The 12787-nt window shown below is 58.0% G+C and carries 12 protein-coding genes and 2 pseudogenes; 6 read left to right on the top strand and 8 right to left on the bottom strand.

Annotated features, from left to right (window positions below):
- Nucleotides 1-19 precede the first annotated feature (19 nt).
- On the bottom strand, nucleotides 20-1090 hold the full coding sequence (locus ACF8YQ_RS14185; protein ID WP_396621776.1) for a tellurite resistance/C4-dicarboxylate transporter family protein: 1071 nt from the start codon (nucleotides 1088-1090) through the stop codon (nucleotides 20-22).
- 121 nt (nucleotides 1091-1211) lie between these two features.
- Here ACF8YQ_RS14185 and ACF8YQ_RS14190 point away from each other — a divergent pair, with 121 nt between their 5' ends.
- Nucleotides 1212-1925: a succinate dehydrogenase iron-sulfur subunit gene (locus ACF8YQ_RS14190; protein ID WP_396621777.1), complete on the top strand. Its 714-nt coding sequence runs from the start codon at nucleotides 1212-1214 to the stop codon at nucleotides 1923-1925.
- Nucleotides 1926-1968: 43 nt separating this feature from the next.
- On the opposite strand, the gene ACF8YQ_RS14195 is transcribed toward ACF8YQ_RS14190, so the two are convergent.
- Nucleotides 1969-2283, bottom strand: coding sequence for a hexameric tyrosine-coordinated heme protein (locus ACF8YQ_RS14195; RefSeq protein ID WP_201785338.1), 315 nt, complete (start codon nucleotides 2281-2283; stop codon nucleotides 1969-1971).
- 343 nt (nucleotides 2284-2626) lie between these two features.
- Between ACF8YQ_RS14195 and ACF8YQ_RS14200 the strand changes: the two genes are divergently transcribed.
- The 4 genes from ACF8YQ_RS14200 to ACF8YQ_RS14215 are packed head-to-tail and all read left to right on the top strand — an operon-like array spanning nucleotide 2627 to nucleotide 7764.
- Nucleotides 2627-4234, top strand: coding sequence for a cbb3-type cytochrome c oxidase subunit I (locus ACF8YQ_RS14200; RefSeq protein WP_058341681.1), 1608 nt, complete (start codon nucleotides 2627-2629; stop codon nucleotides 4232-4234).
- Nucleotides 4231-4836, top strand: coding sequence for a cbb3-type cytochrome c oxidase subunit II (locus tag ACF8YQ_RS14205; protein ID WP_226596647.1), 606 nt, complete (start codon nucleotides 4231-4233; stop codon nucleotides 4834-4836). Before ACF8YQ_RS14200 ends, ACF8YQ_RS14205 begins: the two co-directional genes overlap by 4 nt.
- Before the next feature lie 8 nt (nucleotides 4837-4844).
- On the top strand, nucleotides 4845-5441 hold the full coding sequence (locus tag ACF8YQ_RS14210) for a c-type cytochrome (RefSeq protein WP_396621778.1): 597 nt from the start codon (nucleotides 4845-4847) through the stop codon (nucleotides 5439-5441).
- Between the two features lies 1 nt (nucleotide 5442).
- Complete coding sequence (locus ACF8YQ_RS14215; RefSeq protein WP_396621779.1) at nucleotides 5443-7764, top strand: heavy metal translocating P-type ATPase; 2322 nt, start codon at nucleotides 5443-5445, stop codon at nucleotides 7762-7764.
- Here the strand turns inward: ACF8YQ_RS14215 and ACF8YQ_RS14220 are convergent.
- Nucleotides 7744-7851 (bottom strand): annotated as a pseudogene (locus tag ACF8YQ_RS14220) (DUF2892 domain-containing protein); the annotation flags it as partial. The gene ACF8YQ_RS14215 and the pseudogene ACF8YQ_RS14220 overlap by 21 nt on opposite strands.
- 64 nt (nucleotides 7852-7915) lie before the next feature.
- Between ACF8YQ_RS14220 and ACF8YQ_RS14225 the strand changes: the two are divergent.
- Complete coding sequence (locus ACF8YQ_RS14225; RefSeq protein ID WP_226596650.1) at nucleotides 7916-8362, top strand: hypothetical protein; 447 nt, start codon at nucleotides 7916-7918, stop codon at nucleotides 8360-8362.
- A gap of 197 nt (nucleotides 8363-8559) precedes the next feature.
- Here ACF8YQ_RS14225 and ACF8YQ_RS14230 read toward each other — a convergent pair whose 3' ends face one another.
- From ACF8YQ_RS14230 to ACF8YQ_RS14250, 5 genes and pseudogenes are all read right to left on the bottom strand, one after another.
- Nucleotides 8560-9654 carry a methyl-accepting chemotaxis protein gene (locus ACF8YQ_RS14230; RefSeq protein WP_396621780.1) on the bottom strand — a complete coding sequence of 365 codons (1095 nt, stop codon included), beginning with the start codon at nucleotides 9652-9654 and terminating at the stop codon, nucleotides 8560-8562.
- A gap of 108 nt (nucleotides 9655-9762) precedes the next feature.
- Complete coding sequence (locus ACF8YQ_RS14235; RefSeq protein ID WP_183576864.1) at nucleotides 9763-10125, bottom strand: DUF488 domain-containing protein; 363 nt, start codon at nucleotides 10123-10125, stop codon at nucleotides 9763-9765.
- 35 nt (nucleotides 10126-10160) lie between these two features.
- A complete protein-coding gene (locus ACF8YQ_RS14240; RefSeq protein ID WP_396621781.1) occupies nucleotides 10161-10865 on the bottom strand; it encodes an anaerobic ribonucleoside-triphosphate reductase activating protein in 705 nt (234 codons plus the stop codon).
- 1 nt (nucleotide 10866) lies between these two features.
- Nucleotides 10867-11013, bottom strand: coding sequence for an anaerobic ribonucleoside-triphosphate reductase (nrdD, locus tag ACF8YQ_RS14245; protein ID WP_048496192.1), 147 nt, complete (start codon nucleotides 11011-11013; stop codon nucleotides 10867-10869).
- Nucleotides 11006-12760, bottom strand: a pseudogene (locus ACF8YQ_RS14250) (ribonucleoside triphosphate reductase); the annotation flags it as partial. The pseudogene ACF8YQ_RS14250 and the gene nrdD, both read right to left, overlap by 8 nt.
- Nucleotides 12761-12787: the final 27 nt, after the last annotated feature.

A 12787-nucleotide genomic window follows, 5' to 3' on the forward strand; every position in this document is an offset into this window, starting at 1 on the left:
TTACGGCGGGTTAGTCTTGCTAACCCGCCATTTTTTCCCGCACCACTCCGGCAAAGTGTCGCCACATACCAATACTGGTAAAGACCCAGGCCGCCAGTGCCAGCCAGATGGTTACTGCCGGGATGATCATCAGAAACTCGGTTCCCAGAGCATCCACCAGGCGAATCGTACCAGTGGTATACATCGCCAGCGGAAACACCATGCTCCACAGCTGGGGCTCGTACTGCAACCGGTGGTGACGCAGTACATGGCGCCAGAATGTCAGGCCAATCAACAGTGGAATCCACCAGCTGGCAATCGCCCAGAAAAACAAGGTAAAACCGCGCATGAAGGGTAGGAAATCTGCCAGCAGACTGCCTTGCTCTCCCCGGATAATCAGAGTTGAACCAGCCAGAGTGGCAATGGCAACCGCCCCCATATTGATCCAGTAGGGTGGACTGAGATTTTCCGCACTCAGCTTAAGAAAGGTCAGGCGATAGAAAATCAACGTGATGATGGCCAGGTACAGCATGCAGCCAACCATGAACATACACAGGGCAAAAAATAACCGGAGGTCTTCAGGCCCGCTCCAGGGCACCAGAGCTGTCAGAATGGCCACAGACTGCGTACTTACCGCCGCCAGCAACCAGGCTCCGTTTATCCCTGTATCCAGGGTTGGCTTGGTCTCACGGGTCGTCACAGAGATAAAAAACAGGTACATGATCACAGCCCATAAGCCGACCCCCAGCCACCAGAAAGCAGCGGCAACATGATCCCAGCCCAGTAACACCTCAAACTGAACCCCCAGAATACAAGTACCGGCAATCAGGGTAAAAAAACCGGGACCCCGGGCGTGGCTGATCATGTCGTTCACAATAAGCCGGGGATAGCGAACGAGTCGTATCAGGGTCAGGGCACAAAGAGCTGCGTAGGCAAGGCAGTTGGCCAGCAACAGCAACATTGACACGGTTTCGTAACCCAGCATATTGGAGGCAATTGACGTAGCGCCAGTTGCCATCACAACTGCAAAGTATCCTGGAAACAGCCCGGCCGCGGCTGAACCAACAAGATGTATAACGTTTGCAGGAAAATGACCTGTCGAACTCACCATCTGATACTCCGTTTTTGTTTTCTGCCATATAGCACACGGGTGTTTTCAACTGAGCCGCAAACCTCACGTTTGTCTGCTAACCTGTAATCTCCAGACCGCGATCCGATAGAGAGGAGGCAGAATGAGCCCGTTCACCGTTCGCTTATACCGATACAATCCCGAGCAAGACGCTGTGCCTTACAGCCAGGATGTGGACGTTGATGGTGAATTCCGCAACCGGATGGTACTGGACGTTCTGGAGCACCTGAAAACCCGCGATGTAACACTGGTGTTCCGCCGTTCCTGCAGGGAGGGTGTGTGTGGCTCAGACGGCCTCAACATCAATGGTCGCAATGGCCTGGGCTGCATAACCCGGGTGAAGGACGCCCTCGGCAAGAAAAACCTCCTCGAAATCCGGCCCCTGCCAGGCATGCCGGTAATCCGGGATCTGGTGGTGGATCAATCGCTGTTCTTCAAACAATATGAACGAGTGCAACCCTGGCTGATCAACAATAGCCCTGCCCCCGCCATCGAGCGACTGCAAAGCCCGGAAGACCGGGCCAAACTGGACGGCCTGTACGAGTGCATTCTGTGTGCCTGTTGCACCTCGGCTTGCCCGTCCTGGTGGTGGAACCCGGAAAAGTACATCGGGCCATCGGGACTGTTGCAGGCCTATCGCTTTCTGGTAGATTCCAGAGACACCGCCACCCAGGAACGGCTGTCCCGTCTGGAAGATCCGTTCAGCGTGTTTCGCTGTCGGGGTATCGGCAACTGCACCGCCTATTGTCCGAAAGGCCTGAACCCGATGAAAGCCATTGGCCACATCAAGACCATGCTGGTAAAAACACGGGTGTGAGACAGGCCCGGCCAGACGCGGTACTGGCCGGGTGCTCAACGTCTTATTTCCAGTAGTTATTGGCAGCAGCCACGGTCTGAAAGTGCACCGCAATCACTTCTGAGGCGTGGATCAGTGCCTCACCATCCTGGGAATACTCGGCCCGCTCGCGAAACAGCACCTCCTTGTTCGACTGGGTACTTTTCACCCCCATACGGGACAGCTTGATCGCCAGTTCAAATCCTTGCTGCGGGGTTTCGGTGATCAGGCTCGGCAGCCAAACGTCGGTCTTTTTTTCGTCTTCGGCGTGGCCAGCCAGGGGAAACGCCAACAGTACAGCAGCCAGTATCATCAATGACTGTCGTTTTAGATGGGTCATCTGAAGCTCCTTGATCTCATCTCTTGTTATTTGGACATCCAATGGCGGCTCCTTTAATCGAACACCAAGGCCACCATCTCGGCATTAAGAACTACAATAGATTTATTTTCAATACATCTTAAGTGCTAGAAATGATCATCAAAAAGCGCTTCTCCCCGAAAAATCACCCTCACGACCAGGATAAATTGATCTGAATCAATTTACCGTTCGATAACTCCGCTGGTTAATCTTATGGTTACCACGGGTTGTGCTGGAAAGAGCCTATCAGGCACATCCGCTTCACTCACTCACATTGAACACGGTCAAATTAACGCATTTTAAATAAATCTAATCGGGAAGATCTATGACGCCCACCATTGCCGTTCTCCTGATCATCACCTTCCTGCTCTCAACCGTCGGCTTGCTGCTGCTGATCTGGTCGATCGCCAACAACCAGTTCAGCCACGGCCAGAAATCGGCCCGAACGATCTTCTCGCCCGGCGAGGAAGGCATTGGAGAAGACCCCGCAGAAGCACCGCAACGACAAAAGCAGGAACTGTCGGATGCCGAATATCGGGCCCGTTACGATGCCGATCAATCGTCCCGGCTGGCCACGCTGAGCTGGCTATCGTCCAGCGTGTTCTGGCTGTTGCTTGGCTCCGCTTACGGGTTGCTGTCCTCCGCCAAGATGCATATGCCGGAGCTGCTAGCCAACAGCGAGTTCCTGACCTTCGGCCGGGTTCGCCCCATGCACCTGAATGCGGTCACCTATGGCTGGGCCTCCATGGCCGGGATTGCCATTGCCCTTTTTCTGATTCCGCGGTTGTTCAAAACCCGCCTGGCCGGTGGCCGTTTTGCGGTTATCGGCGCAGTGCTCTGGAACATCGGGCTGGTGCTTGGGCTGGGGGCTATCAATCTGGGACTGTCCGACGGCAAGGAATGGCTGGAATTTCCCTGGCAAGTAGATTTGCTGTTCGTTGCCGGTGGTGCGCTCGCCGCTGTGCCGCTGCTGCTGACCGCTAAGCAACGGACGGTCTCTCACCTTTATGTCACCAGCTGGTACTTTCTGGCGGCACTGGTGTGGTTCCCGTTCCTGTTTCTGATCGCCAACCTGCCTTACGTCTTTCCCGGCACCTCGGGCGCCACCGTTAACTGGTGGTTTGCTCACAACGTGCTCGGGCTCTGGGTAACTCCCATTGGCATCGGCATCGCCTACTACATGATTCCTAAAATCCTCGGGCGGCCGATTATTTCCTATCAGTTGTCACTGATCGGTTTCTGGTCGCTGGCGCTGTTCTACAGCCAGGTGGGTATTCACCATCTGGTGGGCGGCCCCATTCCCACCTGGCTGGTCACCCTGTCGATTGTGCACAGCGTGATGATGTCGATCCCGGTAATCACCGTTGCCATCAACCACCACGGCACCATGATGGGCAACTTTCACCGGCTGAAAGACTCACCCACGCTGCGGTTTGTCTGGATCGGCGCGTTGATGTACACGGTGTCGTCGTTACAGGGTTCCATGGAAGCCCTGCGCAGCGTCAACGTGATCACCCACTTCACGCATTACACCGTGGCCCATGCCCACCTGGGCATGTACGCCTTCCTCAGTTTTATTCTGTTTGGCGCGGTCTATTTCATCATGCCCCGGCTGATGAACTGGGAATGGCCGTGGCGGCGGTTGATTGCCCTGCACTTCTGGCTGGTAAGCATCGGCATCCTGATTTACGTGGTGTCTCTGACCATTGGTGGCTGGAAACAGGGCGTGGAACTGCTCACCGCCGACACACCGTTTATGGATATTGTAAGAATGACTCTGCCTTACCTCGAAGCAAGAACTATCGGTGGCAGCCTGATGACTGCTGGCCACATCGTTTTTGCGTTCCATTTTGTCGCCATGCTGTTGCGAAAAGGCCGGCTGCAAGACCAGCCCACACTGTTTCGTAATCCGGCCCGGGAGGTAAGCCAATGAAACGCGCACTCGCAATCATGGTTGGCGCCGCACTGATTCTGCTGCTGGCCACACTGACACTGGTGGTTATGCCCTATCTGCAAATGTCTGCAGAACAGGTGCCACCAGACTTGAAACCCTACACCGAGCGGCAACTCGAAGGGCGGCAAATCTACATTGCCAATGGCTGCGTTTACTGCCACAGCCAGCAGCCCCGCGATCCGTCCTTCGCCAGCGGCGACAAAGACCGCGGCTGGGGCCGCCCGTCTGTGCCCGGCGACTATGCCTACGACACGCCCCACCTGCTGGGCACCATGCGTACCGGGCCGGATCTGTTCAATATCGGTGCCCGCCAGCCCAGTAAAGACTGGCACCTGCTACATCTTTACAACCCGCAGGCGGTGGTGAAAGACAGCATCATGCCACCCTATCGGTTCCTGTTCCGCTGGGTTCGCTCGGTGGGTGAGGACGACACGGTCGTCCGCTTACCGGAACCCTATGCTCCGGAAGAAGGCTACATCGTGCCCACAGAACAGGCGCTGGCCCTGGTGGACTATCTGCTGGCGCTGGATCACACCTATCCGGCGCCAACGCTGCCCGAACCTGAAAAGACCCAGGAGTAACTGCCACCGTGATAACCGACAACGAACGCGCACGCCAGAGAGAAAATCCGGAACCCGAAGAAGGGATGCGGAAAACCCCGATGATCGTTTTGCTGTGGATTGCGGTGCTGATTGTCTGGGGGGTGGGCTACTACGCCTACAACATCGGCAAGCCATTATTGGGCGGCGACAGCCGCACGGCGCCAGAGGTAAACGTCAGCAGTGCCGGCGGCGAAGGCGGCAGTGGTATCAACGGAAAAACCGTGTTCAATGCCCAGTGTGCAGCCTGCCATCAGGCTAATGGCCAGGGTGTGCCAGGAGCCTTTCCACCGCTCGCCGGCAGCAAGTGGGTGGTGGCGGCCCGCGACATCCCTATTGCCATTGTCCATGATGGCTTGCAGGGCGAGGTTGAGGTTAAAGGCCAGACCTACAACGGCATGATGCCCGCGTTCAAAGGCACCCTGAGCAATGACGAAATTGCCGCCGTGCTCAGCTACGTTCGTCAGGAATGGGGAAACCAGGCGGAACCCATCACCGGGGCCCAGGTGGAGGAACATCAGGCTGGCGTTGGCGAACGAGGGCCCTGGTCAGCCGATGAACTGAAGGAAACCTATCAGGCCCCCTGATGTGAACGCGCCACGCGTCGCAAGCAAGCAACAACCGGACGACACCATCCTGTTCGTTCGGGGCATGTACTGCGGCAGCTGTGCAGCCGCGGTGGAAAGCCTGCTCAAACGCCAGCCGGGGGTGCTGGATGCGGCCGTCAACTTTGCCGCCGGCACCGCCCTGCTGCGCTGGGACACCTCTCAAACCGGCATTGCAGCGTTGGCGCAGGTGGTTCACCGGCTGGGTTATCGACTGCAGGATGCGCCCCCGAACGCTAATAGCCAGGGGGTCGATCTGGCCCGAAAAAAACTGCAGTGGCGACTGGCCGCTGCCGTGGTGTTCGGGATGTGGTGCATGATGCCCGCGCTGCTAGTTTACCTTGCGCCTCTGGGGCTGGTGGAGCCGGAGGCAACCTGGCCACTGGCGCTGGCCAGCGGCGTGTTTGCCCTGCCTGTCATCACCTACTCCGGCGCCCACTTCTACCGCGCTGGCTGGCGCACGCTGCGCATGGGGGTGCCCGGGCTGGATACCCTGATTACCTTCGCGGTGGTGGCCGCCACCCTGCTATCCGCCTGGCGCCTGAGCCAGGGCGAGAGCCACGTCTACTTTGATGCGGCGGTCATGCTGATTACCTTTCAACTGATTGCCCGGCTGCTGGATACCAATGTACGGCGCCGGGCCACCGACATCATTCACCGCTACCTGGGCCAGAGCAACAGCAGCCCGGTGACTCTCGACGACGGCAGTTTCCGGCAAATACCGGCAGACCAGGTGACACCTGGCATGCGGATTCGGCCGGAGGCCGGGCAACCGCTCAGCCTGGATGGCGATATCACCGCAGGCGAGGCGCTGGTCGACTTCGCGCTGATCACCGGCGAGAGCCAACCCGTCCCGGTTCGGCCCGGCGACCGGGTGTATGCCGGTTGCGTATTGATCGAGGGCTGCCCGCAGCTGCGGGTAACGTCAGCAGTCGGCCAGCGGCGCATCGACGGTATTACCCGTGCCATACACCAACTCTTGTGCCGGAAAACCTCACTGCAACGGCTGACCGACCGCATCGCCCGGGTGCTTTTGCCCACCGTGGTAGTTGCGGCGTTGGCCTCGGTGGTGCTGGCCTGGTTTCAGGGCGCCACGCCGGGTGAATCACTGGCCCGGGGGCTGGCCGTGTTGATCATCAGTTGCCCCTGCGCCCTGAGCCTGGCGATTCCGCTGGTGATTATTATGGGCTATGCCCGGCTGGCGACCCGGGGCATTTTGTTGCAGGATCCGGCCGCCTTTGAGTTGGCGGCTGATATTCAGGTGGTGGTTTTCGACAAAACCGGCACGCTCACCACCGACCGCCCCACCATCGCAGCCTGCCATCCACAACCCGGCTGGACACCTCAAGCCCTGTTGCAACTGGCCATCAACACCCTGCAGGGCTCCAGCCATCCCACGGCCCGGGGCCTGGCACTGGAAGGCGCACCCAGCCTGCCCGAAGCCATGGGGACCCGCACCGCCATACCCGGCCAGGGAACCCTCTGGCGGTTAGGCGAGCATCGGGTACTGGCTGGTCGAAGTCGCTGGCTGGAACAGCAGGGAGTGAGCCTGCCAGAGTTGGCAGATACCGGCATGAGCCTGCACCTGGCCTTCGATGGCCAGTACGCGGGCCGGATTGATTTTCAGGAACGGCTGAATCCCGAGGCTGCCGGGCTGATCGAACAGCTCAAAGCCCGGGGCATCGCCATCTATATGGTCAGTGGCGATACCCGAAACGCCAGCCTGGCGCTGGCAAAGCGCCTGAACATACCGCCAGCCAGAGTGATAGCCGAAGCGTCACCGGAGCAAAAACTGCGGTTTGTCGAAAACCTGCAGAAGCACTACCCCACCGCGTTTATCGGCGATGGACTGAACGATGGCCTGGCGCTGGCTTCTGCCCGCATCGGCATCGCCATCAACACCGCCCCGGAGGCCGTCCAATCGGCCGCGGCGGTGCAGCTTACCGGTGGCCTGGGTACCGTTGCCAGCACGCTCGATTTTGCCCGCCAGGCGCGGCGACTGATGCGGCAGAACCTGGTGTGGGCCATCGCCTACAACGGCCTGGCTCTGCCGCTGGCGGTAGCAGGCTGGGTGCAGCCGGTGATCGCCGCAGTGGCTATGTCCCTGAGCAGCCTGTGTGTGCTCGGCAACAGCCTGCGCATTCACCACGGCGATCAAACCCCAATCAACACCTCCGAACCCGGTCAAACCAGGCCTGAATCACGCATCCCGCAGCCCGAGTTTGCGCAAGATCATCATCGCCGGGCACCATCGGGTAAACGCCGACTGAATCAGGTTGAGTGCTACAAAGCCGGTGAACAATAACCAGTAAGGGCTAACGTAATGGGCAAGCAGGATCGACACCAGGGTAAATACCCCGGCCATCAGGCGAAGGCCTTCAGTAACCGTCATAATCAATCTCCCAAGTTGGTATAAAAACCTAAACCATCCCCTTTATCCAAAACAGGACGTGTTCATGTCACTGGCCGAAAAACTCTGCCTCAGCGCCGCTGCGCTTTTCTTTATCACCGGCCTGCTGACCGGTGTCTGGAAGTACGCCTGCATAGCCCGAAGCCCCAGGGCTGCGGCACCGCGCTATGTGGACATTGCCCACCGCAGCTCCCTGATGTACAGTTTTGCAGCCATGCTGCTGGGCTGGTTTGCCGGTTACAGCGTTTACCCCGGCTGGCTGAACATCCTGGCAGCGGCGGCCGCCCTTGGCTTCTTCACCCTGGCCATCGGCACCTACATCATTCACGGCCTGCTTCGGGACACCAGCAACCAACTGCGCAAACCCCACAGACTCGGTAATGCAACACTACCACCCTCGTTGATTCATGGTTTTATGGTGCTGCTGATTGTTGCCGAGATAGGGGGCACACTGGTTCTGGGGTCGGGCGCACTCATTGCCGTATGGCAATGAACCGGCCGGGTTAAGCTCAAATCAACTGCCGAATCTCATTGGCCTGCCAGGTTTGAATATTGCCTCTGTCACACTCCAAATACGGGTAAGACCGGCGAAATCCCGCGACGGGGGCGTCTTGATCTGAAGCGCCTGCACTCAGTAATGAGATGGCTTCAGGTAAACGAAAGTCGTTGTGGGCGGTATTGGTTATTGTGTTAATCAGCACAGGAAACCAGCCGCCTCAATCGACTCATCACATCCAGGTTGTTGGCTTCCATGCCCTCCAGTGCTTTCAGCGCATCTTCAGGACGACTGTCGTGGTGGGCCTGCACTGCCTCGATAGCATATACATGTACCAATCGGTGCGGCTCCTCAATGGCTTTAAAATCCATTCGGCCGGCGTACTGTTGATTGCCATCACCCTGGTAGTACCACTGGCCGAGCCGACATTCAGTTTCAGAGGGCAAAGTGTCTGCAGTTCGATCAGACAGCCCCGCAAGAATCTGGTAAACGGTGAGTTTGATTTCCAGCTCTTCCAGGTTGGCCAACTCGATTTCCGACAACAAGGCGGCGTTGCCCAAAGCCGTAGACGAATTGTCCGCAAGATCAATCAACGACATTAAACGGTCCCGGGCGGTTTCAGCCTCTTCGGCAAGCTTTTGCATTTCTTCGCTGCTCGCCTTGCTGGCCCCGGAGACGGCGGAGGTCTGGCTGCGAATCCGGTTGATGGCCTCATCGATTTCACGGGTGGCCTCACCCGCCCGGAATGCAAGGTTACGGACTTCTGTCGCCACCACGCTGAACCCCCGCCCGTGCTCGCCGGCCCGGGCGGCTTCGATGCTGGCGTTCAGGGCAAGTAGCGAAGTCTGGTCAGACACACCGTCAATAACATCCACCAGCGACGTTATGCTTCCGGTTTCTGTTTCCAGCGCCTCGATCTGCTCCGAAGAACTCACTACCTTCTGGCGTGCGCCATCCAGGCGCTGTACCAGCGTTGCCATGCCGTCGCGCACCCGGCCGGATTCATCCCGGGTTTTCAGGGCTTCACTACGCCGGGAACCGAGCAAATCCGACAACTCGCTGAAGGATCCTTTGAGTTCGCTCAGCGAGGAACCGAACTGACCAAGACCTGCCATCAGTCGGTGGCCAAGCTCAAGTTCTGAGCGGGTCTTTACCAGCGCATTGCGCTCTTCCTCCAGTTCGGCTTCCAGCCTGCGATTCTGCTCATCTCGCTCAGCATATGCCTTGTTCAATGCCGACAGCTCCGCTTGAAGCGCTTCCACACGCTTTGTGGACGGCCAAAAACCCATAATACTACTCCAGCCCTTCAATAATGATTCATATTTTATACATGTTTTAGATCGTGGCAGTAAGGGTTTGTAACAACAGGCCGAACCCAAAGCGGGTAGCGGATGGCTTCAGAGCGTTTCGTTCAGGATATAATTCCGCAGCGCCACCGCGTTGTTGTGCTCGGTGTCTTTGGCAGCAAACACCAGCGTTATGCGTTTGTGCTCATCAATGATCTTCCGGAGTGTTTCCCGATCCTCTGCGGCTCCGTCGGACTTGAGTTCTTTCAGGTAGCGTTCCCTAAACTCCGGCCATTTGTCCGGATCATGGCCAAACCATTTGCGTAATTCGGTAGACGGCGCCAGCCCTTTCAGCCAGTGAGCAATGTCGGCATCTTCTTTGGCAACGCCCCGGGGCCAGATGCGGTCTACCAGTATACGCGGGCCGTCTGAGCGGGCGGCGGTGTCGTAGGCTCGTTTGAGTCGGATATCCATAAACGCTCTCCCGATTGAATGAGTCTGCCCTCAGACTACTCCCGGATGTCGAGGGTTTCAAAAAGCGGAGTGAGTTTGTTACTGACGTTTTGCTTGTTTTCCATACTCAGATACCCGGCCCCGATGGTGTCGTTCAGCATCTGATCACTGCGCGCGATCTGCACTGCAAACCGGCGCACGCCCTGATCTGACAACTGCTCCCCCACGGTAATTACCTGCTCCGGTGACTGTAGGGCACCATGCCAGGTCATCCGGCATTCGAAGTCCACGTCGGCCTTTTGCAATGCGGAGATAGCCGCCCAGCTCTCCTGCCCGGAATGGCGGTTGGTGGTGATGATTTCATAGTCTGAAGGTAGCGCCTTGATGTCCAGGCCCACCCAGTCCAGCCAGGGCAGCAGCGGCTCCAGCAACTTCAGGTGCGGGGCACCGGTGTGCAGGCCGTTACGAAAACCTAGTTCGCGGGTTTGCTGAAGGGCCGGTAGCAGGGCTTTCTGGATGGTGGGTTCGCCACCGCTGAACACTACGGCATCCAGTAAACCCTGCCGGCTTTTCAGGTGCCGGCGGGCTTTTTCCCAGGTTATTTCTTCATCATCGGCTCCCAGTGGTATGAGATGAGGATTATGGCAGTAATGGCAACGCCAGGGACAACCCTGCAGGAACAGGGTTGCCGCCAGGTGTTGCGGATAATCGACGGTGGAAAAGGCGGCCATGCCTCCGATCACCAGGTTATCCGCCGTCATTTCAACGCTCCCGGAAGTGGGTGCGTTCGCGATGCTCGGATTGCTTGCCTTTGTTGAAGGCTGAGACCGGGCGGTGGTAACCCATTACCCGGGTCCACACTTCGCAGCGCTGGCGTTGGCTGTCATCGGGAAGTTTCTGGTTATCCATGCTGAACTCCTTCTTTGCTTCTTGGGGAAGTGTCGGTCGTGACCGACTGTGACTGCCCAGCGAGCAGCAGCTCGTCGCATTTCGGGCAGAATTCGTGTTCTCCGTTCAGGTACCCGTGTACCGGGCAGATAGAGAAGGTGGGCGTGACTGTGATGTACGGCAGCCGGTAATTCTCCAGCACCGTTTTCACAAACCGGCCGCAGGTGGCGGCATCGCTGATGCGTTCACGCATGTACAGGTGCAGCACCGTGCCACCGGTGTAACGGGTTTGCAGTTCATCCTGAAGATCCAAAGCTTCAAACGGGTCGTCGGTGTAACCCACCGGAAGCTGGCTGGAATTGGTGTAATAGGGGGCATCCGGTGTACCTGCCTGCAGGATACCGGCAAACCGCTTCTGGTCTTCCTTGGCAAACCGATAGGTGGTGCCTTCGGCCGGAGTGGCTTCCAAATTATAGAGATGGCCGGTTTCTTCCTGGTATTGCTTCATCCGCTCCCGCACATGATCCAGCAGTTCCAGCGCAAAGGCCCGGCCCTGCTCGGTGCTGATATCTTCCTGATCACTGGTAAAGTTGCGGACCATTTCGTTCAGGCCATTCACTCCAATGGTGGAAAAGTGGTTTCTCAGGGTGCCCAGATAACGCTTGGTGTAGGGGAACAGGCCTTCCACCATCAGTCGGCCGATCTCCTGGCGCTTGGTTTCCAGGCTGTCCCGGGCCAGATCCATCAGTTCACTCAGGCGGGCATAGAGCGCCGGCTTGTCTCCTTTATACAGGTAACCCAACCGTGCACAGTTGACGGTGACCACACCCAGCGAGCCGGTCTGTTCCGCTGAGCCAAACAGGCCATTGCCCCGCTTGAGCAGTTCCCGTAGGTCCAGCTGCAGGCGGCAGCACATGGAGCGCACCATGTTGGGTTCCAGGTCGGAATTGAGGAAGTTCTGGAAGTACGGCAGGCCATAGCGGGCAGTCATCTCAAACAGCCGCAGGGCATTGTCGGATTCCCAGTTAAAGTCCCGGGTGATGTTGTAGGTGGGAATCGGGAAGGTGAACACCCGGCCCTTGCTGTCACCCGCCGTCATCACCTCAATGTAGGCCTGGTTGATCATGTCCATCTCGGCCTGCAACTCGCCGTAACTGAACGGCATTTCCTCACCGGCAATAATGGGTATCTGTTCCCGCAGGTCGCCCGGGCATACCCAGTCGAAGGTGATGTTGGTGAACGGAGTCTGGGTGCCCCAGCGGGATGGCACGTTCAGGTTGTAAACAAACTCCTGGATGCACTGGCGCACGGTGGCGTAGTCCAGGTTGTCCTTGCGGATAAACGGGGCCAGGTAGGTGTCGAAGGAGCTGAAGGCCTGGGCGCCGGCCCATTCGTTCTGCAGGGTGCCAAGAAAATTGACCATCTGGCCGATGGCGCTTGAGAGGTGCTTGGGCGGGGCCGCTTCCACCTTGCCTGGCACGCCGTTCAGGCCCTCGTGCAACAGGGTACGCAAAGACCAGCCGGCACAGTAACCACTGAGCATGTCCAGGTCGTGAATGTGCAGGTCTGCCTGACGGTGAGCCTGGCCGATTTCCGGGGTATACACCTCGTTCAGCCAGTAGTTGGCAATCACCTTGCCGGCGGTATTCAGAATCAGGCCGCCGAGGGAATAGCCCTGGTTGGCATTGGCATTCACCCGCCAGTCACTGCGGTGCAGGTATTCACCAACAGTAGCGGAGATATCCAGCAAGGCCGGGTCAGCAGGGTGCGAGGTGGTGTGGGCAGACATCAGGTT

Source organism: Marinobacter sp. W-8 (assembly GCF_044342215.1).
Taxonomy (GTDB): domain Bacteria; phylum Pseudomonadota; class Gammaproteobacteria; order Pseudomonadales; family Oleiphilaceae; genus Marinobacter; species Marinobacter nauticus.

Bases quoted from the DNA above. Each gene is read 5' to 3' on its own strand.
- ACF8YQ_RS14185 (WP_396621776.1), bottom strand. From the start codon at position 1,090: ATGGTGAGTTCGACAGGTCATTTTCCTGCAAACGTTATACATCTTGTT.
- ACF8YQ_RS14190 (WP_396621777.1), top strand. From the start codon at position 1,212: ATGAGCCCGTTCACCGTTCGCTTATACCGATACAATCCCGAGCAAGAC.
- ACF8YQ_RS14195 (WP_201785338.1), bottom strand. From the start codon at position 2,283: ATGACCCATCTAAAACGACAGTCATTGATGATACTGGCTGCTGTACTG.
- ACF8YQ_RS14200 (WP_058341681.1), top strand. From the start codon at position 2,627: ATGACGCCCACCATTGCCGTTCTCCTGATCATCACCTTCCTGCTCTCA.
- ACF8YQ_RS14205 (WP_226596647.1), top strand. From the start codon at position 4,231: ATGAAACGCGCACTCGCAATCATGGTTGGCGCCGCACTGATTCTGCTG.
- ACF8YQ_RS14225 (WP_226596650.1), top strand. From the start codon at position 7,916: ATGTCACTGGCCGAAAAACTCTGCCTCAGCGCCGCTGCGCTTTTCTTT.
- ACF8YQ_RS14230 (WP_396621780.1), bottom strand. From the start codon at position 9,654: ATGGGTTTTTGGCCGTCCACAAAGCGTGTGGAAGCGCTTCAAGCGGAG.
- ACF8YQ_RS14235 (WP_183576864.1), bottom strand. From the start codon at position 10,125: ATGGATATCCGACTCAAACGAGCCTACGACACCGCCGCCCGCTCAGAC.
- ACF8YQ_RS14240 (WP_396621781.1), bottom strand. From the start codon at position 10,865: ATGACGGCGGATAACCTGGTGATCGGAGGCATGGCCGCCTTTTCCACC.
- nrdD (WP_048496192.1), bottom strand. From the start codon at position 11,013: ATGGATAACCAGAAACTTCCCGATGACAGCCAACGCCAGCGCTGCGAA.